The sequence below is a fragment of the Collinsella aerofaciens genome (assembly GCF_032584215.1).
Lineage (GTDB): Bacteria > Actinomycetota > Coriobacteriia > Coriobacteriales > Coriobacteriaceae > Collinsella.
Genome location: NZ_JAWHPN010000027.1, coordinates 1 through 23,907, shown reverse-complemented (window position 1 = coordinate 23,907; position 23,907 = coordinate 1). Strand labels below are relative to the sequence as shown.

Below are 23,907 nucleotides of genomic sequence, written 5' to 3'. Positions count from 1 at the left end.
GGCTGATCGGCGACAGGCTAGCTGTCGGCGGCGGCAGCGGTCGTCTCGACGGAAGCGGTCGTCTGCTCGACAGCGGGCGCAGAGGTGCTGGCGGCGATGGTGGCAGCACCATCGGACTCGAGACCCAGCTCGGCGGTGCGCTCGGCCTCCTGGTCGCAGAGCAGCTTATCGTATGCCTTCAAGAACGGCAGGTAGATGATGGCGTCCAGCAAGATGATGATTGCGACAAACACCAGGGCAATAAGCTGGAAGTTCGTGGTGATGAAGATGCCGATGGGGGAGGGGGTGGCCCAAGGCACCACGAAGGAGAAGCCGTTCATGCCCACGTTGTCGATAAAGAACTTGGCAACACTCACGTTGACGCAGCCGGCGGCAACAAAGGGGATGAGCATGTAGGGGTTAAGGATCATCGGCGCGCCAAAGAGCAGCGGCTCGTTGACAGCAAAGGCAACAGGAACAATCGAGGCCTTACCGACGGCTTTGAGCTGCTTGGACTTCATAAAGAGAATCAGCAGAAGCGGCACGATGAACGTGGCGCCGGTGCCGCCGAACTCACCCACGAGCGACATGTTGAAGGTGAGGGAATGGGCGGGGTGACCACCGGCCAGCAGAACCTGCAGGTTCTCGGCCTGGTTGGCAAGACGGATGGGGTCGATGCCCGGCTGGACGATCGAGGGGCCGTGGACGCCGATGAACCAGAAGAACGCGGTGGCTGCCTGAATAAGGATGAGTCCGGGGTAGGTCTCTGCTGCAGTGAAGAGCGGGGAGAGCAGCTTGATGAGCAGCTCGGAGAACGGAACGCCCATGAGGTTGCGCACGACGACATCGATGATGCCGCAGATGATGACGGCGCCGCCAAAGGGGATGATGTCACGGAAGTTCTGAGCGATGGCGCCCGGGACCTCCTTGGGCAGCTTAATGGTCAGATCGCGAGAGACGCAGAATTTGTAGACCCACACGGTGATGAACGCGGCGATATAGGCCGAGAACAGACCGCGCGTGCCCATGCTGGTGCAGTCGAAGACCGAAAGCTCGGAGCCGTTGAACTTGGTGGTGAACTGCGTAACGGCGAGCAAAAGCATACTGCACTGGGCGGCCACCATGGTGGAGCCGTCGTTGAGCACCTTGCCGGCGGGCATGCGACGGTTCATGGAAGCCGTAAAGTTCTTGGCAGTGGTGCCGGCGACCATGATGCCCATGACGCCCATGGTGAAGTTGTAGAGCTTGTTGCACCAGTCGATGAGCGGCTGGGGCAGCGTGACACCGACTACGCCGGGAAGGGTGGCAATGAGCAGAAAGATCGAAGAGGTGAGGACAATGGGCATGCACCCAAGGAATCCGTCCTTGATGGCCTGGAGGTATATGTTCCTCGAGATCTTCTCAAAGAACGGTTGATGCTTTTCGAGCATCTTTACGATGGCGTCCATAGAGCTCCTTTGCTACTTGATGCGCGATGCATGTGGATGGAACTGGTCGTCGATGGATGGTCAGGACTGCCCGGAAACCTTCCTGCTTAAGGAAGGCATTGCGAAATGACAACGTTGTCATTTCGTTAATGACAACGTAAGACATTTTTGAAAGAGCAACAACGATATACGGGTGAGTGGTCGATATTGTCCGGTAAACGGTTGATTTGTCAGTCGGGCAGGTAGTGTATGCTAGAACGCAAAAAACAAGCGATAGAGAACCGAGTGGAGAAGCAGTGGCAACGATGGACAAGAAAAACGTCTCGATGAACGATGTGGCGATTGCCGCGGGCGTTTCTCTCAAGACGGTGTCGCGTGTGATCAACGAGCCCGATAGCGTGCGAGAGTCGACACGCGATAAGGTTCATTCGGCCATGGAGGTGCTCGGGTTCCGGGCGAACTTTGCCGCGCGTTCACTCAAGTTGGGCCGTTACGGGTGCATCGGCGTGGTGATGTTCCACTTGTCGGGCGGTGCCGTGGACATGATTGACGGTATCGCCGATGCCGCCGAAGAGCGAGGCTTTGCTCTCACGATGATCAAAAAGCGGGCGGGGGAGAAGATGACCCTTGCCGAAGCGGCGCGTAGGATGTCGCAGCTTCCCGTCGACGGCATGATTTTTAACCTGCGCCAGATGGTCGATGACTTTGATACCTTTGAGGCGCCGAAAGACCTCAAGACGGTGATTATTACGCCGATGGAGCATCCTACCTGCTCCACCGTCAGTGACGACCAAGAGGGTGGCGCGCGCATGGCGTGCAAGTACTTCTTGGATCATGGTCACAAGAACGTGTATTTCGTTTCGGGTAAGAAAGAGTCGCTGTCGAGCCAGTGCCGTATGAAAGGTTGGCGAGCGGCGCTCGAGGCGCGTGGCATTGAGCCGCCCGAGCCTCTGCAAGGCGATTGGAATGCGGATAGTGGCTATGCCGCGGGCCTTGTGCTTGCCGATAAACCCGATTGCACGGCGGTCCTCGCTGCTAACGACTGCATGGCAAACGGCGTGATGATGGCTCTACGTGACAAGGGACTCAGTGTGCCCGACGACGTGTCCGTGATCGGCTTCGACGATGAGCTCTACAAGACGATTCCCAACTCGATTCTGACGTCGGTGAAGTTTCGCCACCGCGAGCTGGGCATCCGTGCGCTTAATGAGGTCGTCGCAGGTCTGGAAGCCCCGAGCTCCAGAAGCCGTACGCTCGTCTCGGGCGTGTTGGTCGAGCGTTCCAGCGTGAAGGACCTGCGGGCGTAGACGTGCTCGGCCTGTTCGTCTAAATCTGTAATAGGTAGGGCCGAAAATCTCAGCTAGATGTTACAGATTTAGACAATTCGGTCCAGCTTATTCCGTTTGTCTCGATCTGTAACAACTAGACGGTCAAAAGTGGTCTACATGTTACAAATCGAGATTGTTCGGCCCGGGCCGCCCGTTCGTCTAAATCTGTAACAGCTTGGACCGAAAAACTCGGCTAGATGTTACAGATTGAGATGAACAGGAGGACGGGTGCGGTCTAAACAAAATGGTCCGCGCATCACACATCGATGCACGGGCCATTTATTGTCTGCGAGCGGCAGGTGGTGTCAGCGTCTTATGCCTCGAGGTTTTCCTCGATCCAGGCGACGGCACCCTTGGGATCCTTAGTGAGGTCGATGTACTGTTTGCCCTTGGGCGACAGCAGCGTGATGCCCAGGCGGTCGGTGTCGGCCTTCATCTCGTTGTAATAGGTGCGAACCTGCGGAGCCAGGACGATGACGTTGTACTGGTCCATGATGGCGTAGTGGCTGCCGTAGGCACCGGCGTTGGCGGTAATGTCGATGCCCAGCTCGTCGGCGCCTTCCTTAAGCGCGTTGGCGAGCAGTGCAGAGGTGCCGGCGCCAGCGCACAGAACCAGAACCCTCAGATCCTTGCCCTTAAGGGCGGACGGAGCTGCGGAGGCCTCGGTGGCAGAAGCGGTCTCGACAACAGGAGCCTCAACGGCGGGGGCGGCAGCGGTCTTGACGGCCTTGGTCTCCTCGGCCTCTTCTTCGGCCAGGGTCTCGGCCTCCTGCTTGCACAGGACGTTGTCGTAGGCCTTGCAGAACGGGTAGTAGATTAAGAAGTCAACGACCAGCAGGACGACAACCAGGACCAGAGAGATCGGCTGGAAGTTGGTGTCGATGAAGGTGCCGATCGGTCCGGGGAGTGCCCACGGCATGGCATAGATAAAACCGTTCATGCCCAAAAAGTCGATGAAGAACTTACCAATGAGGACGTTGGCCACGGGGGCAAACAGGAACGGGATCAGGAAGTACGGGTTGAGGATGATGGGCGCGGCGAACAGCAGCGGCTCGTTGACGGCGAACATCACGGGTACGACAGAGGCTTTGCCGACGGCCTTGAGCTGCTTGGAGCGCATAAAGAGCAGGAAGATGATCGGGACAATGAACGTGGCGCCGGTGCCGCCGAGTTCGCCGATGTAGTTACCGAAGTTCTCGGTCAGGGCGAGGGCGGGGTGACCGCCGGCCTGCAGCGTGGCGAGGTTGGTGGTGATGTTGCCAAACAGCGCGGCGTTGAGGGCAGGCTTAACGACCGAGGGGCCGTGGATGCCCATGAACCAGAACAGCGGGATCATGAACCAGATGAGGGCGAGGCCGGCGTAGGAATCGGCAGCGGCGAACAGCGGGCTCACCAGCGTGGAGATGACGTTGGCAAACGGGACGGCCAAGCAGGTGCGGCAGATAACGTCGATGACGGCGACAAACAGGATGGAGAAGCTGAAGGCGAAGATGTCGCGGAAGTTCTGGGCGATGGCGCCGGGGACTTCTTTGGGCAGCTTGATGGTGATGTCTCGCTTAATGCAGAAGGCATAGATGTTGACCGTGGCAAATGCGGCGACAAAGGAGCTCAGTAGGCCCTTGGTGCCCATGTTGTCGGTAAAGAACACCGAGACATCGGCGCCGTCGATCTTGGCACTCGTCTGGGTAACGGCCAAGATGAGCATAGCGCACATGGCGGCGACCATGGTGCTCGTGGCGTTGATGGCCTTGCCGGCAGGCATGCGGCGGTTCTTGGAGCCGGTCAGCGCGCTTGCGGTGGTGCCGGCGACCATGATGCCCACGACGCCCATCGTGAAGTTGTAAACCTTGTTGCAGAAGTTCACGACGTCGACGTTCCACCAGTCGGGCAGCGTAAAGCCGCCGACCGTGGCGACAACGCCCGGCAGGGTCGAAATAAGCAGGAAGACAGAAGAAGACAGGATGATGGGCATTGCTGCCAAAAAGCCGTCTTTAATGGCCTGAAGGTAGATGTTCTTAGAGACCTTGTCGAAGTACGGCTGACCTTTCTCCAAGAACTTAACGATCGATTCCATAGTTCACGCTCCTCTTTGCATGAAATCATAATGGCATGGACGTTGAAAACCTATATGGTCTCCCGCTTGCTAAAAGCCCGGGTGCAGGCGGGGTCGGTCCCAGGGGGAGAGAGGGGAGCGGCTGGGTTTGTATCGCATAGGGCCGCTCCCCTCTCGGGGGAAAGCGAGGCGATGCGCTACTGCGCGTCCGCCATAGTGTCGGCGAGCTCCTTGTACCAGAGTGCCGACTGCTTGATGTAGCGTTTTTGCGTGTCGAAGTCGATGTAGAACAGGCCGTAGCGCTTGTTATAGCCGTTGGCCCACGAGAACTGGTCCTGCAGGCTCCAGATAAAGTAGCCCTGGACGTCGACGCCCTCGGCGCGCGCCCGGAGCACCTTCTCCATGTGCTGGTCGACAAAGTCGATGCGCTCGGGATCGGCGACGATGCCGTTTGCGTCGGGCTCGGGGTCCTTGTGGCCCAGGCCGTTTTCGGTGATATAGATGACGGGGAGGTTGGGATAGGTGGCGCTGATGTGCTTGAGCGTGTCGTAGAGGCCTTGCGGGTAGATGAGCCAATCCCAGTCGGTGGTGGGGATACCCGGCATATCGACCTGCTGCCCGACGCCCTTAAACTTAAAGCACGAGGTGCCCTTGTCTCCGGTGCCGTTAAAGCTGTTGGTGGACTCGCCATCGTAGGCGGCGATAAACGCCGACTGATAGTAGTTGAGGCCGAACATATCGTTGCGGGGCGCCGCCTTGGCGAGCTCCTCCATGTCGCTGTCCTCAACCGTAAGCGTGGCGTTGTTGGCACGCAGAATCTCGTTGATGAGTGAGAGGGTGCGCGCGGAGTAGTGACCCAGGAAGGCGCCGTCCATGATGAAGTCGGTGTAGAAGGCGTTGTACAGGTCGGCGGCGTGCTGGTCGGCGGGCGAGTCTGTGGCAGGATATGCCGGCGTCAGGACGTTGACCATGCCAATGCGTCCGCCCAGGTGCTCGGTCTCGTCAAGATCCTTATACAGGTTGACGGCGCGGGCGTGGGCAACGAGCTCGTTGTGCTGGCTCTGGATGCCGCTCGTCACATCAAAGTGATGGTTGGGCGGGAAGTTGCCTTGGATGTATTGGGAGTGCGAGAGGCTGATGAGCTCGTTGATGGTGAACCAATTCTTGACCTCGCGGAACTCGCGGAAGCAGAACTCGGCATAGCGCACATAGGCGTCGACGGTCTTGCGGTTGAGCCAGTCGCCCTGGTTGAACAGGGCGGCGGGGGAGTCAAAGTGATGCAGGGACACATAGGGCTCGACGCCATACTTTTTGCAGCAGGCGAACAGCTCGTGGTAGTGCTTAACGCCCTCGGCGAGGGGCTCGGCATCGTCGCCGTTGGGGAAGATGCGGGTCCAGGCGATGGACACACGGATGGCGTTGAGTCCATGCTCGGCAGAAAGGCGGATATCCTCCTCGTAGCGGTTGTAGAAATCACTGGCCGGGTCGGGCAAAAAGCGACCCTGGGCGACAAGGTAATCGTCCCACATGGTCTTACCCTTGCCTGCCACCTTCGTGGAACCTTCCGTTTGGTACGCGGCGGTTGCGGCGCCCCAAACAAAGCCCTTCGGCAGCTGCTGTACGCGGTTTAGCAAAGACATATGCATACACCCTCTCGTCTCGCTGTTCGATATTGTGCGTTTGCGCTCAGGAGGCTCCCTGGTTAGCGTTCAGCGGTGAAAAAGCCCGATAAACACTATCTTAAAATGATTAGAACCAAAATGAGCACGTGAACATTTGACAATGAGCACGTTAACATCCGGCTGGGATGTATAGAAACAAAACAACTTCAAACAGCCGCGAACGGTTGTATTTGTTCGGTAAGCGGTTTTGATTGACAGAAGTTTTCATGTTGTGGTATATGGCTCGGGTATCATGAGCACGTTATCGATGTATGTACGATGCGCCATGGGCGCGGGGAATAGTTGGGAAGCAGGTTAGCGTGGAAGGCATGGCTCAGCAGACAAGGAATGGTCATTCGGCGAGCGCGGCAGAGGTTGCGGCGCTCGCTGGCGTGAGCCGCCAGACTGTGTCTCGCGTGGTCAACGGTATGCCCAACGTGACGGAAAAGACGCGCAAGCGTGTGCTGGCCGCCATGGAAGAGCTGGGCTTTCGTCCCAATTTTGCTGGAGCGGCGTTGCGCGGCGGGTCGTATCGTTCTATTGGCCTGTGCATGTACAACATCACACGTGTCGGTAACCTGGCGACGCTCGAGGGTATCATGCAAGCGGCGCGCGAGCACGATTTTGCCGTCACTATGATCGAGATGGGCGGCGACAAGCCCTATACACTTGCCGATGCCTCGCGCTGCATGGTCGAGCGACCCGTCGACGGCATGATTCTCAACATGAACCGCATGGCTCCCGATTTTGAGGAGTTTGTTCCCCAGCCGGGAGTGCGAACGGTCATCCTGTCCATGTATGCGCATCCGCGCTGCACGACGATCGACTCCGACCAGTATGGTTCGTGCGAGCTGTTGACCAATTATCTGCTGGAACATGGTCACTCGAATATGCGGTTTGTGGCGGGTCCGGAAAACTCGATTTCCTCGCGTTTTCGTGAGGCCGGTTGGCGCGATACGCTGGGTCGTGCTCATGTCGATGCCGCTCCGATGCTGCGTGGCGATTGGAGTGCGGACAGTGGGTACGCCATGGGCGAGCGGATTGCGGCCGAGGTGCTTGCCGGCGGGTCGCAGGCGCCGACTGCCGTGCTTGCGGCAAATGACCAGATGGCGCTGGGCGTTATCGCCGCGCTCGAGAACGCGGGCCTGTCCGTGCCCGACGACGTGAGCGTGGTTGGTATCGACGACGCACTCGAGGGACTTGTTCCTCACAATCGACTGACGACGCTGCGATTTGATTTGCGCGGTGTCGGTAAGCTTGCGTTTGAGGCGGCGATTGGAGAGAGCTCGTCTATCGAGGCGATTCATGTGCCGAGTACGCTGGTCGAACGCTCGACTGTTAGGGACATACGGGGTTAGGTCCTACTCCGTTTGTCTCGATTTGTAACAGGTAGACGGTCAAAAGCGGGCTACGTGTTACAGATTTAGATTCTTCGGAAAGAGCAATCCTGTTCGTCTCAATCTGTAACAGCTAGGACCAAAAAACTCGGCTAGATGTTACAGATCGAGACAAACGGCTCCCGACCTGAACAAAAAGGTCGGGGGCGGCGCGCCGTGTGACGTGCCGCCCCCGGCTGAGAAATGGGGACAGGTTATGTGGGCGGGTAACCCCGCAAGCCGCTAGTCCAGACGACGGGTCTGCGCTACGTGCTTATACCAGTAGGCGCTTGCCTTGGGCGTGCGCTTCTGGGTTTCAAAGTCAACGTAGAAGAAGCCATAGCGCTTGTTGTATCCGTTGGTCCAGGAGAACTGGTCCTGCAGGCTCCACAGGAAGTAACCGCCCACGTTGACGCCCACCTCCATGGCCTTGAGCAACCAGCGCAGGTGCTGCTCGATGTAGTCGATGCGCGGCTGGTCGTCCACAAAGCCGTCTTTGTAGGGATCCTTGTAGCCCATGCCGTTTTCGGTAATGAAGATCTGCTTATAGTTGGGGTAGCGCTGCTTAATGTAGACGAGCAGATCGAACAGGCCCTCGGGATAGATGATCCAGTCCCAGTCGGTGGTGGGGATGCCAGGCTTGTTCACATGCTCGCCAATACCCTTAACGCGCCAGCGGCCGGTGCCCTTCTCGCCCGTACCGTTGTGGTGCAGGTCGTTCTCGCCATCGTAAGCCTTCAAAAAACGGCACTGATAGTTGTTAACGCCCAGGTAGTCGTTGTAGAGCGCGGCCTCGCGCATAATCTCGAGGTCCTCGTCCAGAATCTCGATGGTGCCGCCCGAGACGGCAGCCAGGCGGTTGGCGCACTCCAAGGTGTCAGGCGCGTAGTCGCCGCGGAAAGTGGCGTCGAGCAAGAACTGGTTCTGCAACACGTGCTCGTTATTAGCGGCTTTGATGTCGGCGGGGTCGTTCTCGTTGAGCGGGTACTTAAACTCCAGCGACTGGATGACGCCGATCTTGCCCTTAAAACCGCCGTTGTGGAAGGCCAGTACTGCCTTGGCGTGGGCGAGCATCATGTTGTGCTCGCACTGGAAGGCCTCGGCCAGATGCGCCTTGACGCCACCGGGGAAGGTGCCCTCGATGTAGGTGTTGGAGGCATCGGCCCAGATCTCATTAAAGGTGAACCAGTAGGTCACCTGGTCGGCGTACTCCTTAAAGCAGAAGGCGGCAAAGTCCACAAAGGCGTCGATGGTCTCGCGGTTGAGGAAGTCGCCCTTCTCAAAGAGGGGCAGCGGCGTATCGAAGTGATGCAGCGTGACAAACGGCTCAACGTGGTGCTTGTGACATTCGGCGAAAAGGTCGTGATAGAACTGGACGCCCTCGGGGTTAATCTCACCGGTGCCGTTGGGGAAGATGCGGCTCCAGGCGATGGAGAGGCGAATGCCGTTGATACCAAACTCCTCGCACAGCTTCAGGTCGACGGGGTACTGGTTGTAGAAGTCCGAAGCGGGATCGGGGGAAAAGCGCCCCTGGGCCTCCAGGAAGTCGTCCCAGGCAACCTTGCCCTTACCGTGAGTGCGGGTCTCGCCCTCTACCTGGTAGGCAGCAGTGGCGCCGCCAAAGACAAAGCCCTCGGGAAACTGCGCAGGCGGGTTAGTGACGCTAGCAGGGTTAACGGACATGATGATCCAATCGTCTAAATCGAAGGGCCAGCCGGTCTTGGATGGTCGGCTGGCCCTGAGCGTTACTTACTTCGAAAGCTGCTCGGAGACGAAGGCGAGAGACTTATCGCCGTTCTGGGAGAGCTCGATGTACTGCTTACCGCGGCAGGCGACGCACTTGTTGCCCACGCGCTCGCAGTCTTTCTGCAGGTCGGCCAGGTAGCTGGCGGCCTGCGGGGCCAGGACGACCAGGTCAAAGTCGGGGAGCATGTCAACGTGGTTGCCATAGGCCTCGGCAGCGGTCTCAAGATTGATGCCGCGCTCCTTGGCGGCCTTGGCCAGCGCGTTGGCGAGCAGACCCGAGGTTCCGCCGCCCTGGCAGAGCACGAGCACGCGCTTGCCGTTGAGGTCGCTGGCGGTCGTTGCCTCGGCAGCGGGTGCTGCGGGAACGGCGGGGGCATCGGACTTCACGGCCTCGGCAGCGGCGCCGGCGGCAACGCTCTTGGCGTCGGCCTTGCCCTGGAAGGCGTCGTTGAGCTTGGCGGCCTTCTCGGCGTTCTTGGCGGCGAGCTCCTCCTGGGAGATCTCGGCCTCCTCGGCGCACTTCTGGGCGTCATAGGCACGGAAGAACGGGTAGTACAGAAGGAAGTCGACGACCAGGATGATGGCGAGCATCACAAAGGCGAGCGGCTGGAAGCCCAGGCCCATGATGGTGCCGATGGGGCCGGGGACGGTCCAAGGCAGGGTGTACATAAAGCCGTTCATGCCCAAGAAGTCGATAAAGATCTTGAGGATCCAGATGTTGGCGATCGGGGCAAAGACAAACGGGACAAAGAAGACGGGGTTGAGCACGATGGGCGCGGCGAACAGCAGCGGCTCGTTGACGGCAAAGCAGACGGGGACGATGGCGGCCTTACCGACGGCGCGCATCTCCTGAGACTTGGCCAGGAAGCAGAACATAAAGACCAGGACGAGCGTGGCGCCGGTGCCGCCCATGCAGACGACGAAGTACTGGGCACCCTGGGTCAGGACAGCGGAAGCGTGCTGGCCAGCCTGGAACGCAGCTAGGTTGTCGGTCATGTTGGCAACGAGGGCGGCGGCGATGGCGGGCTCGACGATCGAGGGGCCGTGGACGCCGACGAACCAGAACAGGCTCATGGCGCCGTAGATCACAGCGAGACCGATATAGCCGTCGGCAGCGGTGAACAGGGGCTGGAACACCTGGATGACGCCCTGGGCAAAGCAGAAGCCAAAGGCAGCGCGGAAGACGATGTCAAAGACCCAAAAGACGGTGATGCAGACGGAGAAGGGGATGATGTCCTTAAAGGTCTGCGAGATGTTGGGCGGAACCTGCTCGGGCATCTTGACGGTGATGTTGCGCTTGATAAAGAACTTGTAGATGATGCCGGTCACAAACGCAGCGATGAAGGCAGTCAGCAGGCCCTTGGAACCAAGGTAGGTGGTGTTGAAGCCGCTGGCGGCGTCCGTGGCGATGGTGTCGCTCGAAAGGAGCAAGAAGCCGATGATGGCCGCGCACATGCATGAGATAAAGTTGATCTGGTTGTTCTTGGGCAGGTCGCGGTTCTGAGCGTCGGCGAAGTGCTTGGCGGTGGTGGCGGCACAGGCGATTGCCAGGATGCCCATGGAGTAGTTGTAGCACTTCCACAGGGCGTTGTTGATGTCATCGGGCCAGTAGAAACCCCAGATGTTGGGGACCGAGGCTACGAGGCAGAAGATGGACGAGAAGATGATGATGGGGATGACGGAGATAAAACCGTCGCGGATCGCCTTGAGGTACTTGTTGCGGGCGATCGCGTTGAAAAAGGGCTGGCCCTTTTCGATAGTGGCGATGAGTTGCTCCATGCAAAGCTCCTAAGAGTCGGTGGGTTAGCAACGATGGTAGCTTTTGACGTTCGGTTGCCAAAATGTTGACGTTGCCATTTTGCGACACAAAAAAAGACGCGAACCGGTGGTTCCTGTGCCTGCGAACCGTCGATTCTTTGTGCGTAAACGTTTGAGCCGCCCGGTGGCTCTGTGTTTGCACAATGGCAACGTTAACATTTGGGCGACAAAAGCCGTTTGGGGAAGCAGAAATGTCGGTGAACGGTAGGTTTTGGGTGGTAAACGTATTGCAGAGGCGGCGTTAGATATACTTGAAGGCGTTTAATATGACTGCGCAGGATGCCGTCAATGGCATCGTTGACACGGAAAGATCGACCAATGGCCGCTGTTAAAAAATCGGTTTCCGTTAAGGACGTGGCGCGTCTCGCGGGCGTCTCGGAGCAGACAGTCTCGCGTACGGTGCACGATTCACCCAGCGTGCGCCCCGAGACCAAGGAGCGCGTGCGTGCCGCCATGCGCGAGCTGGGGTATCGCCCCAATTTTGCCGGTCGATCGCTGCGCCGTGGCAAGTTTAAGACCGTCGGCGTCGCCATGTTCAACATTACCGGTACAGGCAACCTCGACCGTATGGAGGGCTTTGCTGCCGCCGCCGATAAGCACGGATACGCCATTACCCTCACGAAAGTAGATGGGCATCCGTATACCCTCGAGAGCGCATCGTCGCGCATGAGCGCACTGCCGGTGGATGGCATGGTCGTGATCATGAATCGCATGCCGGCGGACTTTGGAACCTTCGAGCCACTGCCCGGCATGCAGACAGTGCTCGTTACGATGTTGGAGCACCCGCTCTGTTCAACGGTCGATAACGACCAGTTCGATTGCTCGCGCCAGGTTGTCGAGTACTTGCTGAGGCAGGGGCACAAGACCGTGCATTTCATCTCGTGTCCCGAGCGCTCGCTTTCGGGCATGCAGCGCGAGGAAGGCTGGCGCGAGACATTGCACGCACATGGTATTGAGCCGCCGCGACTCGTTCGTGGCGATTGGACGGCACAGAGCGGGTATGCTGCCGGTCAGGCTCTGGCGGACGATCCGACCTGTACGGCCATTTATGCTTCTAACGACGCCATGGCCTACGGCTGCATTCGCGGACTCGAGTCGCGCGGAAAGCACGTGCCCGAGGACGTGAGTGTGGTGGGTGTTGATGACAGTCTGGGCGACATCGTGCCCGATCGTCGCCTGGCCACCGTGCGCTTTGACAACAGGCGCGTCGGCATGTGGGCGGTCGACAAGATCGCCGGCGCCGAGGGCGTTGTGTCTGGCGTGGAGCACATGCTGATCCCCGGCGTGCTCGTGGAGGGCGATACGGTACGCGATTTGCGTTAGGGTGCGGTCCTGTTTGGGTTTCCGCTAATCATGTTTGATATTGTTCGAAATGGTTTGGAAACCGTTCACGGGCGAAAAAAGACCGTTCACGGCTCGAAATAACGGTTTGCATTGTTCCTTTTTGTTTGAATGTTATTGTTTCTGTCATACACAGCGCAGCGCGTATGCCCGGACGCGATGCTCTCCGTTGGTTCATATGTGAAAGGAACGCAATATGGCAACCAAAGAAGAAATCTCGATGGTTGGATTCGAGATTGTCGCATACGCAGGTGACGCCCAGACCGATCTGCTTGCAGCGCTCGATGCTGCTCGCGAGGGTGATTTTGAGAAGGCCGAGCAACTGCACAAGGATGCCAGCGATGCACTTATCGGCGCTCACGACACGCAGACCAAGCTGCTTTCGCAGGAGGCCGGCGGTGGCGAGATGGAGATGACCTTCATCATGGCTCACGCTCAGGATACCCTCATGACCACTATGATCCTGGAGAAGCAGACCCGCTTTACCATCGATGCCTATAAGCGCATCGCCCAGCTCGAGGCCAAGCTCGCCTAACGAGCCCGCACAACCTCGTCCCCTTCCAAAAGCTCTGCTGCTACCCGCAGCAGGGCTTTTTCTGTTCTTCTCCAAGTTGCGGTGAAATAGGGACTGAATAGGGGCCGGCGGGCGCAAAACAATCCCTATTCCACCGCAACTCATCCGGAGATAGTCATTGGGGCGTTCTTAAACGACTAGGCATTGGGGACAGTCTTGGTGCGCTCCGTTCGTCTTGCCGTTCGGTTTTTCGCTGGGTGGGTATACTTCCATCCGCAATACAGGCCGGAATGAGGAGGTATCCAAATGCCGGACAACGGATCGATTCAAAAGAGAGACGCGAACGAGATGGCTCATGGGCGTCCTGTCCAGATAACCGAGCACACGACGGTAACAGAGCTGCAGCCCAGCCTGTCCGATGTCGTGTGCGCAAACAAAAAGCTGCAGATCGGTATCATCGTTGCCCTTGTGGTGCTGGCGTTGCTGTCGGGCTTTGTGGCCCGTCCGCATTTCGCCGATACCAAAACTTGGGACTCCACCATCGAGGTCATCGATCAAAAGAAAGGTAACGTACTGGCGCTCACGACCTCGTGCGTGGCGCTGTCTGCGGGCATCACTGCGCTGCCGGGCGATACGGGAACGCCGGTTGCCGAGCAGCTCGCACAGCTTTCGGGTAACTTGGGCATCGTGCTTGCCGTGCTATACCTCGAGAAATATTTGCTTACGATTTTGTGGTCGGTTGGTCTGGGCATCCTGATCCCGTTCTCGTTCGTACTCTTCGCGGTGTCGCTTGGCATTCACGGACGCTGGAGCACCAGCGCCGTCCTTCGTCGCGTGGCGACGCGCGTGCTGGTGGTCGCCATGATCGGCATGGCGTTGGTGCCTGCAAGTGTATGGGTGTCGCAAAAGGTCGACGAAACGTATCGAGTGAGCATCGAAGCGGCTGAGCAAAAGGCGACTGACGCTGCGAGTGCGGAAGATGGTGATAACTCCAAGGCAAGCAAGAAAAAGGCCGAGTCCACAGAGTCCAAGAACGTGCTTGAGCAGCTTGCCGACGGCGCCTCGGGTCTTGTCACGTCGGTGACCAGCGGCGCCAAGCAGATGACCGATGAGATTGTGCAGCAGGTGACCGATCTCATCGAAGGCGTCATCGTGATGATCGTGACCTCGTGCGTGATTCCATTGCTGGTGCTCGCGGCGTTTCTGTGGCTGGGGCATGTGCTGCTGGGGATTGATATTTCCGGCCCGGCGAACTATTTGACGGGCCGCTTTCTGAGTGCTCCGTCCAAGCACACCAAAAAGGGTAGGCAGGTCGAGTAGCTAAAACAGCTGTATTTGCTGGGGCATACCGCAAAGGGACGGCCGAGACTCGTTCTCGGCCGTCCCTTTTGTTTGTTGAAGACGTGCCAGGACGAAGCTTTCACGATCCCAAACGGTCAACAATCATCCGTGAACGGTATTTGTTCAAAAAAGAACAAAGATAAACAAATAGTTGTTGCAGTTACTGTTCGAATGTGTTCAAATAAACATGAACAGTGAAGAACCGCACATTCAGATGCCCGGACCTGAACGCGATTCAACACTTCCAAACAGAAACTACGCACCTGCGTATCTCTCAAGGAGGATGTCATGAGGGTTGTAATCGCTTCCGATGCCGACGGTATGTCGATGAAGGAGTCCATCAAGGAGATGCTCATCGCCGACGGTCACGAGGTCGTCGACTATTCCGAGACCCCTGCCGCGGACTTTGTCGATTCCGCGACCGCCGTTGCCAAGGACCTGCTGGAGCACAAGGATTCCCAGGGCTTCGCATTCGATAAGTACGGCGTCGGCTCCTATATGGCCGCCGTCAAGATAAAGGGCATGGTCGTCGCCAACATTTCCGACGAGCGTTCCGCCTACATGACCCGCGAGCACAACGGCTCGCGCATGGTCACCATGGGCCCGGGCGTTGTGGGCACCGAGGTCGCCAAGAAGATCGCCCGCGAGTTCCTGCGCGCCCAGTACGCCGGCGGCCGTCACCAGATCCGTGTCGACATGCTCAACAAGATGGCCTAACGAGAGCCACCGAGAACTCGAACTTCTACCTCAACTTGTGAATTCAGACGAAAGGACGTTCTGATGAAGAAGACCATCGCAATCGGTTGCGACCATATCGTTACGGACGAGAAGATCTATCTGGCCGACCGCCTGGAGCAGGCTGGCTACAAGGTGCTCGACTGCGGCACCTACAGCCACACCCGTACGCACTATCCCATCTACGGTAAGGCCGTGGGCGAGGCTGTTGCCAGCGGCAAGGCCGACTTTGGCGTGGCCCTGTGCGGCACCGGCATCGGCATCACCAACGCCGTCAACAAGGTTCCCGGCGCCCGCTGCGCCCTGGTTCGCGACATGACCTCTGCCCTGTATGCCCGTCGCGAGCTCAACGCCAACATCGTGGGCTTTGGCGGCAAGATCACCGGCGAGTTCCTGATGGCCGATATCATGCTTGCCTTCCTGGAGGAGCCCTACGAGAAGACCCCCGAGCACGATGCCCTGATCGCCAAGATCGATGCCTGCAATAAGGCCGACGCCGAGGCTCAGGCTGACCCGCACTTCTTTGACGAGTTTCTCGAGAAGTGGGACCGCGGCGAATACCACGATTAGCGGGTATCCGGCGTAATTAACTAGTCCGTTGACGGCTCGCGTTTCTGTGATGGGGCGCGGGCCGGTTTGCTATCAGCCCCACTGACTTGGCGGGCTGTCGTAAGAAAGGGAAGGCTCCTATGGAGTTTGTTCTTGATAACGGTTCTATCCGCGTGGCACTGAGCACGGCGGGCGGGTCGTTCACTTCTATTGCGGCCAACGGCCGTGAGTACCTGTGGCAGGGTGATCCGGCGGTCTGGTCGGGCCAGGCGCCTATTTGCTTCCCGATCTGCGGCGGTCTTCGTGACGGTCGCGCAATGACCATGGGCGGCCGCGAGGTCAAGCTCGCCCGCCACGGCTTTGCTCGCAAGCAGGAGTGGAAGCTCGAGGAGCAGAGCGACAACATGGTTGCACTGAGCTTAAGCTCTGCCGACCATGCCGAGTTGCTCGAGCAGTACCCGTATCCGTTTAAGATCGTTGCCCGTTACACGATCGATTCGGAAAAGGTTGCCGTGTCGTACGAGGTGACCAATGAGGGCACCGAGGACATGCCGTTCTTTGTGGGCGGTCACCCTGGCTTTAAGTGCCCGCTTGACGAGGGCGAGTCCTATGACGACTACGAGCTCCGTTTTGAGCAACGCGAGGCCGCCGAGCTCTGTACTGCCGTTCCCTCGACGGGCCTGATTGATGTTGAGCATCGCAGCAAGAACCCCATGATCGGCCAGAACCTGCCGCTTACCCACGAACTCTTCGACTTCGCGGAGACCATCTTTGACGTGCTCGAGAGCCGCGTGGTTACGCTGACCAAGAAAACCGAGGACAAGGGCGTGCGCCTGACGTTCCCCGATATGCCGTACCTGATTGTGTGGAGCAAGCCCGAGGGCGACTTTGTGGCTGTTGAACCGTGGGGCGGTCTGTCCACCTGCTCCGACGAGGACGATATTCTGGAGCACAAGCGCGGCTGCCTGGTGGCCAAGCCGGGGGAGACCGTCACCCGCGGCTTTGAGATCGAGATCCTTTAACGAGCTATCGTATGTTTGGGGTGGGTCATGCCGCCCCGGAACAGGAGTTCAATATGATTCTGACTGTTACCATGAACCCGTCGATTGATACGCGCTATCAGCTCGACAAGCTGATCATCGACGACGTGAACCGCGTGACGCCCGAAAAGACTGCTGGCGGTAAGGGCCTCAACGTGAGCCGTGTGCTGCTGCAGCTGGGCGACGACGTGCTCGCGACTGGCCTGCTCGGCGGCCACATGGGTGCCTATATGGCCGAGCTTATGGATGCCGACGGCGTCAAGAACGACTTTGTGCCCATCGCCGGTGAGACGCGCATTTGCCTGAATATTCTGCACGAGGGCAATCAGACCGAGCTGCTGGAGAGCGGCCCGCAGATCGCCCCGGCCGAGCTCGAGGCCTTTACGGCCAAGTTCGCCGAGCTTGCAGCGAAGGCGGACGTTGTGACGCTTTCGGGCTCGCTGCCGCGCGGCGTCGATGCCGGCTACTATGCCGAGCTCGTCAAGATCGCCGAGAAGGCGGGCGCCAAGGTGCTGCTCGACACCTCGGGTGCATCGCTGGAGGCCGCGCTGGAGTCCGACGCTAAGCCCGAGCTCGTAAAGCCCAACCTGACCGAGATTAACGGCCTGCTGGGTACGTCCTTTACGACCGATGATGTCGATGCCCTGCGCGAGGCGCTTGCCGCCGATGACCGCTTTGCCGGTATTCCCTGGGTTGTCGTTTCGATGGGCGCTGCCGGTTCGGTGGGCTTCCATGAGGGTCGTGCGTTCCGCGCCAAGACGCCCGCGATTGCGGCTGTGAACGCGACGGGTTCCGGCGACTCGACCATCGCCGGCTTTGCGCATGCGATTGCTGCTGATGCCGACGACGTCACGGTGCTCAAGACCGCCAATACCTGCGGCAAGCTTAACGCCATGGATCCCAAGACCGGCCACCTGGTCATGGACCGCTGGGACGAGATCTACAACAGTGTTGTCGTGACTGAACTGTAGGGTTACGCGGTTTTACCAAACCGCGTAACGGCGCGACGCTGCAAACGCCCCTAAGCGGCAATCTGACGTTCAATCGTCGGGCATGACCAAAAGGTCAATGCCCTCCTCTTTCACGTCACCTTGCTCGCTTAGGGGCGTTTTCGCTGTCGTTGCCAAGACACCGGCGTTGCCTTGGTCGCAAGTAGTCATTGGGGACGCTCTTTAATGACTAGTCGTTTAAGAACGCCCCTTAAGAATGACCCCAATGACTACACTCAAAAACGGCGCCCGTCGGTGATGTTGCCGGCGGGCGCCGTTGTCGTGTAGACGCTATTTGTTGAGTGCGTGCGTTCGAGCTCGCATGCTATAGCGAGTCGATAAAGCGCTGTTGGGCGGCGCGTCCTGCCTCGTCCCACTTAAAGACGCCGGCGTTGTCGAGCACGTGGCCAAACACCACGCCGACCTCTTCGTGCAGGATGTCGATGGCGTTGTCGGCTGTAAGCTCGTCGGCGCGGCGGGCAAAGACGTCCTCAGCCCATGCGGCGTGGCTGCGGCAAAGGTCGTCGCCCTCGAGCGCGCCAGCAAGGTCGTAGCTGGCATCGGCCTTGGCCGCCAGCAAGTGCTCGCGGACAGCGCCGAGCTCGGGAACCAAGCGCGGCGGCAAAATGGCCAGGCCCATGACCTCGATCAGGCCGATGTTCTCCTTCTTGATGTGGTGGTACTCGGCATGCGGGTGGAATACGCCCAGCGGATGCTCGTCAGTCGTGATGTTGCAGCGAAGCGCCAGGTAGGCCTCGTAGACTTCGCCGCCGGCATTGCCGCGCGAGTCGACGCGGCGGATGACGGGCGTCACGGTGTTGTGCGCTACGCCGTCGGCTGTGTGCGCGATGACGCCCACCGACTCATCGGTCCACTCGCGCCAGGCGAGGATAATCTTCTCGGCGGCGTCGAGCAGCTGGGCGCGGTCGTGCGAGCGCAGTCGCAGCACCGAAAGCGGCCACTGCAACACGGTACCGCTGACCTGGTCAAAGCCGGGCACGCTAAACTGCGAGACCTCGGCGGCGTGCATCATGGGGAACTCGTGCGCGCCGCCCTGGAAGTGGTCGTGCGACAGAATCGAGCCGCCCACGATGGGCAGGTCGGCGTTGGAGCCAATAAAGTAGTGCGGGAACAGGTCGACAAAGTCGAGCAGGCAGGTCAGCCCCTTGCGGTCGACGTGCATCGGACGATGCTCGGAGCTCATGGCAATGCAGTGCTCGTTAAAGTATGCGTACGGGCTGTACTGGAAGCCCCAGCGCTCGCCGTCGAGCTCAATGGGGATAACGCGCAGATTCTGGCGGGCGGGATGAGCGCCGCCGTCGGCTGCGGCGGAGCGTCCGGGGTAGCCCTCGTTTTCGATGCAGAGCTGACAGGCGGGATACTTCTCGCCCGTGTTTTTGGCGGCACCTGCTGCGGCGATATCGCGCGGGTCCTTTTCGGGCTTTGACAGGTTGATAGTGATCTCCAGGTCGCCCCAGTTGGTGGGGGTGCTCCATTTGATGTTGCGCGCGATGGCGGCACGGCGCACGTAGCCGGCGTCGCAGCACAGGCCGTAGAACCAGTCGGTCGCGGCACGGGGCTCGTTGACGCCCATGCGTCCGTTGAACTCCTCGTTTACAACCGAAGGCCTCGGCATGAGAACGCCCATGATGCGCATGGCAATGCGGTCGCGGCCCGATGCCGTGTCCTCGGCAGCGCCGTTGGCAACGGCGGTCTCGGAGAGCGCGGCAAGCGTGCCCTCCAGGTCAAAGTCGGGCAGGGTATCGGGGTGAACGAGCGAGAGTTTCTCGACCTGGAGCGCCCAGGCCATGTCGAGTGCGGGGCCCGTGGCGCCGATGCACTCCAGAATGGTGTTGTAGGCCCAGATGCGGTCGTCCTGGCCGATCATCGATCGGTGGATAGCGTACTCGATCAGGTTCTGCGCGGCCTCGCGCACATCAGTCATTACAGCCATGCCGCGTAAGCCCCCTTGTCAGAGATGGCGTAGTGACGGGCAGAGCCCTCGCCCAGCCAGCCGTTCATCTTGGTAATGAAGGTGTCGACCAGGTCGAGCGGCACGAAGGCCTGGATGGTGCCACCAAAGCCGCCACCGTGGATACGGACGGCGCCGCGGCCGTCGAGCACATGCTCGGCAAGAGCAAGCGCGTACATGGAGGGTTGCTGGGAACCCAGTTTGGCAACAACATTCTGCAGGTACATGGCGGAGCTGGCGCCGGACTCGCGCGTCAGGACCAGGAACTGGTCGATGTCGCCGGCGTTCAGGGCTGCCCAGCGCTTGTCGACCAGGCCGTTCTCGTACCAGTAGTGAACGGCGCGCAGGCAGGCGCGGTCGCCCAGCTTGGCGCGCAGCTCGGGGAGCTTGGCGTCAAAGTCCGCCACGTTTACCTCGCACAGGCGTGTCTTGCCAAACTCGGCAGCGACGTCTTGCATCTCGCGCGGAACGGCGGCGTAGTCGTCGGTGGCGGCCACGTGGTCGGCACCGACCTTAACGAGCACGAGCGCATAGCCGTGATCCTCAAAGTTGAGCTCGAGCTTCTGGGTTTTAGGTTGAGCCTGGTCCTCAAAGTCCATGTAGGCGAGGCCGCCCAGACATACGGCGGCCTGGTCCATCAGGCCGCAGGGCTTGCCGTAGTAGTTGTTCTCGGTGCGCTGGCTCATCTGGGCGAGCGCGACGGGCTCGATGGCGGGCGCGCCCCAGAGCGTCTCCATGGCGCGACCGTATGCCGCCTCGACAGCAGCGGAGCTGGAAAGGCCGCCGCCCGAGGGGACGGAGCAGGTGAAGGCGAAGTCGAAGCCGTGGGGCTCAACGCCAAGGGCTGCAATCTCGTGCGCCATGCCGCGGACGAGGCTTGCGGACGTGCCCTTCTCGGACTCCTGAACATCTAGCGTGTCGAGCGTGATCTCAAACGTAGGATAGCCCTCGTCGGCGACGCGAATCTTGTTGGAGTCGGTTGCCACGGCGATGCCGTCGACGGCGACATCGAGCGAGCCGGCGATAACGTGACCGCCCTCGTGGTCGGTGTGGTTGCCGCTGATCTCGGAACGGCCGGGCGCGTGCACATAGAGCACCTGGCGGTCGCCGATGGGGCCAAACTCCTCCTCAAACAGCTTGGTGAGTGTGGCGAATGTCTTTTCGTCGGGGGTGGTCATGGGAGTCCTTTCCTTGGCGCGCCCGGGTGGGTTTTGCGTCGTTATGAGTACGTTAACAGTTTAAAGCGGCATGAACCAAGTGTTCACGATATCGCATGTTACGGGCTATGTTAACGTACTCATAACACAACGCTTGTCACTTTTTGAGAATCTGGTAATCGGTAGAAATTCAGCCGTGAACGGTATTGCCGTATGGACTTATAAAGCAGAAGAGATGCGGATTGAAAAAGTAGAGTACGTTAACATGCGTCCGACGATAGCGGGCCTCGGCGCGGAGTGTATTTCTGCCCGGGCCGGCATTCACGCTATTCAGATCTCGCAAGGGTGAAGGTGATCCTGTGGCAAGGCGCCCGTCCAACGATACAGGTACGCGTTCGGTCTCCATGGCCGACGTCGCCCGCGCTGCTGGCGTTTCGCAGCAGACGGTTTCGCGCGTCGCCAACGGTTTGCCCAACGTTAACGAGCAGACGCGCCAGCGCGTGCGGGCCGCTATGCAAGAGCTCGGCTTTCGCCCGAGTTATGCCGGTCGCTCGCTGCGCGACGGCCGTTACCATTCGGTCGGCCTGTGCGTCAACGATGTCACCAAGTTTGGCAACCTCTCAATGATCGACGGCATCGCCAGCGCTGCTCGCGAGCATAATTGCGCTATCACGCTGGTCGAGATGTCCAAGACCGAGGAGTTTTCGCTTGCCGAGGCCACGCGTCGTATGGCCGCATTGCCGGTGGACGGCATCATCATCGGCATGAGCCGCATGGCGCCCGATTTTGAGACGTTTGATCCACTGCCGGGCATTGGCACGGTCATCGTTACCATGTACGCGCACCCGCGGGTGACCACGGTCGACTCCGATCATTACGGCTGCTCGCTCTTGCTTATGGATCACCTGTTTGAGCTGGGGCACGAGCAGATTCGCTATATTGGCGGCCCGTCGTTCTCGGTCGACGAACAATTTCGTCGCGCCGGTTGGCAGGATGCGCTCGAGCGTAAACACATCGAGCCGGCAGAGCCGCTCGAGGGCGACTGGTCTGCCAACAGCGGCTACGAGGCCGGCAGGCACCTGGCCGAGCACGATCACACCATGACGGCGATCTATGCGGCAAACGATCAGATGGCAAATGGCGCGATTGCCGCGCTGCGTGATAGCGGCCTGCGCGTGCCCGAGGACGTGAGCGTGGTGGGCGTCGACGATTCGCTCGATGATTTTGTGGCACACAACGAGCTCACGACCGTGCGATTCGATCTACATCAGCGCGGACGCGAGGTGTTCGAGCATGCGGTTCCCGAGGCGGGTACGGCGGGCAAAACCGTTGCCATTCGTATTCCCGGCCAGCTCATCGTTCGGCATACCACGGCAGCTCCCCGCGCATAGTTTCCGCAGCTCATCGGCTCAATATTCCGCCTCAATAACAATCGATAAGGATGCTGACAGATAGTCGTGGCTATGAAGGCGAGTGCTATGATAGACGGGTTCTTTTGTCTATCTAGGAGGCTTTGCCTGATGGAGATCACCAAGGATATCCGCTACATCGGTGTCGACGATCACGACATTGACCTGTTCGAGGGCCAGTACGATGTGTCCGAGAACGGTATGGCATACAACAGCTACGTTATCTTGGGCGAAAAGATCGCTGTCGCCGATTCGGTCGACGCCGGCTTTGTCGACGAATGGCTCGGCAACCTCGAGGCCGTGCTCGATGGCCGTACGCCCGACTACCTGGTCGTCCATCACATGGAGCCCGATCACTCCGCCGGTATCGCTGCCTTTATGGAGCGCTATCCCCAGGCGCAGATCGTGGCCAGCATGGGTGCTTTCCGCATGATGGTCAACTACTTTGGCACCGACTTCCCCGAGCGCAAAATGGTCGTCAAAGAGGGCGATGTGCTCGATCTGGGCGGCCACAGCCTGACCTTTATCGGCGCCCCCAACGTTCACTGGCCCGAGGTGATTTTCTCCTACGAGTCCACCGACAAGGTGCTCTTTAGTGCCGACGGCTTTGGCAAGTTTGGCGCCAACGACATCGAGGATCCCGAGGGCTGGGCTTGCGAGGCTCGCCGCTACTACTTTGGCATCGTCGGTAAGTTCGGCAAGTTCGTGCAGGCCGTTCTCAAGAAGGCCGCCGACCTGGACATTCAGATCATCTGCCCGCTCCACGGCCCCGTGCTGACCGAGAACCTGGGCTACTACCTCGACACCTATAACACCTGGTCGAGCTATCAGCCCGAGGACGAGGGCATCACGATCGCCTATGCGAGCGTGTATGGCCATCTGAAGGCTGCCGTCGAGGAGCTCGCATCTGCGCTCGAGGCTCGCGGCCAGAAGGTCTCCGTCTTTGACCTGGCTCGCGACGACATGGCCGAGGCCGTTGAGGATGCGTTCCGCTACGACCGTCTGGTACTCGCCTCCATTACCTATCAGGGCGAGATCTTCCCGTGCATGAGCACCTTTATCCACACGCTCGCCGAGCATGCCTACCAGAACCGCACCGTGGCGCTTGTCGAGTCCGGTTCCTGGGCGCCCGCAGCTGCCAAGGTTATGACCAAGGAACTCGAGGGCATGAAGGACATCACCCTGGCGCAGAACAAGGTGACCGTGTTGGGCTCGCTCAACGACGCCTCGCGCGCTCAGATCGAGGCCCTCGCCGACGAGCTGTCCAAGTAGCGACACGTTCACTTTTGACGCTCAACCATCACAACCACCACAAAGGGGACAGGCACCTTTGTGGTGGTTTTTATTCAAGACTTTAGTCTGCTGGCCGCGCAGCGGCCAGCTTTAAACCACCCGCTACGCGGGTGGAGACAAACGGCTTTACAAAGCCACCCCTCCGACCGATATTGACGATTGTTCAGGCCGTCAAGAAT

18 protein-coding genes are annotated in these 23,907 nt (G+C 59.4%); 11 read left to right on the top strand and 7 right to left on the bottom strand.

What is annotated here, in order from left to right; translation table 11 throughout:
- Positions 1-17 precede the first annotated feature (17 nt).
- Complete coding sequence (locus RX395_RS08115; RefSeq protein WP_316366774.1) at positions 18-1,427, bottom strand: PTS transporter subunit EIIC; 1,410 nt, start codon at positions 1,425-1,427, stop codon at positions 18-20.
- 284 nt (positions 1,428-1,711) lie between these two features.
- On the opposite strand from RX395_RS08115, the gene RX395_RS08110 reads away from it, so the two are divergent.
- The gene (locus tag RX395_RS08110; protein WP_316366772.1) at positions 1,712-2,713 is read left to right on the top strand and encodes a LacI family DNA-binding transcriptional regulator; all 1,002 of its coding nucleotides are present in this window, start codon (positions 1,712-1,714) and stop codon (positions 2,711-2,713) included.
- A gap of 334 nt (positions 2,714-3,047) precedes the next feature.
- Here the strand turns inward: RX395_RS08110 and RX395_RS08105 are convergent, their stop codons facing one another.
- Together RX395_RS08105 and lacG (RX395_RS08100) are read right to left on the bottom strand one after the other, a co-directional pair.
- Positions 3,048-4,808 (bottom strand): PTS lactose transporter subunit IIBC, encoded by a 1,761-nt coding sequence (locus RX395_RS08105; protein ID WP_022094682.1) that lies wholly within the window; start codon positions 4,806-4,808, stop codon positions 3,048-3,050.
- Between the two features lie 176 nt (positions 4,809-4,984).
- Positions 4,985-6,427, bottom strand: coding sequence for a 6-phospho-beta-galactosidase (lacG, locus tag RX395_RS08100; protein ID WP_055310581.1), 1,443 nt, complete (start codon positions 6,425-6,427; stop codon positions 4,985-4,987).
- 350 nt (positions 6,428-6,777) lie between these two features.
- Here lacG (RX395_RS08100) and RX395_RS08095 point away from each other — a divergent pair, with 350 nt between their 5' ends.
- The gene (locus RX395_RS08095) at positions 6,778-7,806 is read left to right on the top strand and encodes a LacI family DNA-binding transcriptional regulator (RefSeq protein WP_316366770.1); all 1,029 of its coding nucleotides are present in this window, start codon (positions 6,778-6,780) and stop codon (positions 7,804-7,806) included.
- A 261-nt stretch (positions 7,807-8,067) separates the two neighbouring features.
- Here RX395_RS08095 and lacG (RX395_RS08090) read toward each other — a convergent pair whose 3' ends face one another.
- Together lacG (RX395_RS08090) and RX395_RS08085 are read right to left on the bottom strand one after the other, a co-directional pair.
- A complete protein-coding gene (lacG, locus tag RX395_RS08090) occupies positions 8,068-9,507 on the bottom strand; it encodes a 6-phospho-beta-galactosidase (RefSeq protein ID WP_316366768.1) in 1,440 nt (479 codons plus the stop codon).
- Between the two features lie 66 nt (positions 9,508-9,573).
- Positions 9,574-11,349, bottom strand: a complete 1,776-nt coding sequence (locus RX395_RS08085) for a lactose/cellobiose PTS transporter subunit IIB (RefSeq protein ID WP_316366767.1) — start codon at positions 11,347-11,349, stop codon at positions 9,574-9,576.
- Between the two features lie 357 nt (positions 11,350-11,706).
- Between RX395_RS08085 and RX395_RS08080 the strand changes: the two genes are divergently transcribed.
- The 7 genes from RX395_RS08080 to RX395_RS08050 all read left to right on the top strand — a co-directional run bounded on the left by RX395_RS08080 (position 11,707) and on the right by RX395_RS08050 (position 17,879).
- A complete protein-coding gene (locus RX395_RS08080; protein WP_138340168.1) occupies positions 11,707-12,711 on the top strand; it encodes a LacI family DNA-binding transcriptional regulator in 1,005 nt (334 codons plus the stop codon).
- Positions 12,712-12,925: 214 nt separating this feature from the next.
- Positions 12,926-13,264 carry a PTS lactose/cellobiose transporter subunit IIA gene (locus RX395_RS08075; RefSeq protein ID WP_316366765.1) on the top strand — a complete coding sequence of 113 codons (339 nt, stop codon included), beginning with the start codon at positions 12,926-12,928 and terminating at the stop codon, positions 13,262-13,264.
- Positions 13,265-13,549: 285 nt separating this feature from the next.
- On the top strand, positions 13,550-14,563 hold the full coding sequence (locus tag RX395_RS08070) for a hypothetical protein (RefSeq protein WP_316366763.1): 1,014 nt from the start codon (positions 13,550-13,552) through the stop codon (positions 14,561-14,563).
- Positions 14,564-14,872: 309 nt separating this feature from the next.
- Positions 14,873-15,301 (top strand): galactose-6-phosphate isomerase subunit LacA, encoded by a 429-nt coding sequence (lacA, locus tag RX395_RS08065; protein ID WP_006234830.1) that lies wholly within the window; start codon positions 14,873-14,875, stop codon positions 15,299-15,301.
- 63 nt (positions 15,302-15,364) lie between these two features.
- Positions 15,365-15,889 carry a galactose-6-phosphate isomerase subunit LacB gene (lacB, locus tag RX395_RS08060; RefSeq protein ID WP_006234831.1) on the top strand — a complete coding sequence of 175 codons (525 nt, stop codon included), beginning with the start codon at positions 15,365-15,367 and terminating at the stop codon, positions 15,887-15,889.
- Positions 15,890-16,008: 119 nt separating this feature from the next.
- The gene (locus RX395_RS08055) at positions 16,009-16,890 is read left to right on the top strand and encodes an aldose 1-epimerase family protein (protein ID WP_316366761.1); all 882 of its coding nucleotides are present in this window, start codon (positions 16,009-16,011) and stop codon (positions 16,888-16,890) included.
- 53 nt (positions 16,891-16,943) lie between these two features.
- On the top strand, positions 16,944-17,879 hold the full coding sequence (locus RX395_RS08050; RefSeq protein ID WP_316366759.1) for a hexose kinase: 936 nt from the start codon (positions 16,944-16,946) through the stop codon (positions 17,877-17,879).
- Positions 17,880-18,222: 343 nt separating this feature from the next.
- Here the strand turns inward: RX395_RS08050 and RX395_RS08045 are convergent, their stop codons facing one another.
- Together RX395_RS08045 and RX395_RS08040 are read right to left on the bottom strand one after the other, a co-directional pair.
- The gene (locus RX395_RS08045) at positions 18,223-19,851 is read right to left on the bottom strand and encodes a UDP-glucose--hexose-1-phosphate uridylyltransferase (RefSeq protein WP_316366758.1); all 1,629 of its coding nucleotides are present in this window, start codon (positions 19,849-19,851) and stop codon (positions 18,223-18,225) included.
- Complete coding sequence (locus tag RX395_RS08040) at positions 19,842-21,047, bottom strand: galactokinase (RefSeq protein ID WP_316366756.1); 1,206 nt, start codon at positions 21,045-21,047, stop codon at positions 19,842-19,844. Before RX395_RS08040 ends, RX395_RS08045 begins: the two co-directional genes overlap by 10 nt.
- A gap of 383 nt (positions 21,048-21,430) precedes the next feature.
- On the opposite strand from RX395_RS08040, the gene RX395_RS08035 reads away from it, so the two are divergent.
- Positions 21,431-22,417 (top strand): LacI family DNA-binding transcriptional regulator, encoded by a 987-nt coding sequence (locus tag RX395_RS08035; RefSeq protein ID WP_316366789.1) that lies wholly within the window; start codon positions 21,431-21,433, stop codon positions 22,415-22,417.
- 129 nt (positions 22,418-22,546) lie between these two features.
- Positions 22,547-23,707 (top strand): FprA family A-type flavoprotein, encoded by a 1,161-nt coding sequence (locus RX395_RS08030; RefSeq protein ID WP_316366754.1) that lies wholly within the window; start codon positions 22,547-22,549, stop codon positions 23,705-23,707.
- Positions 23,708-23,907: the final 200 nt, after the last annotated feature.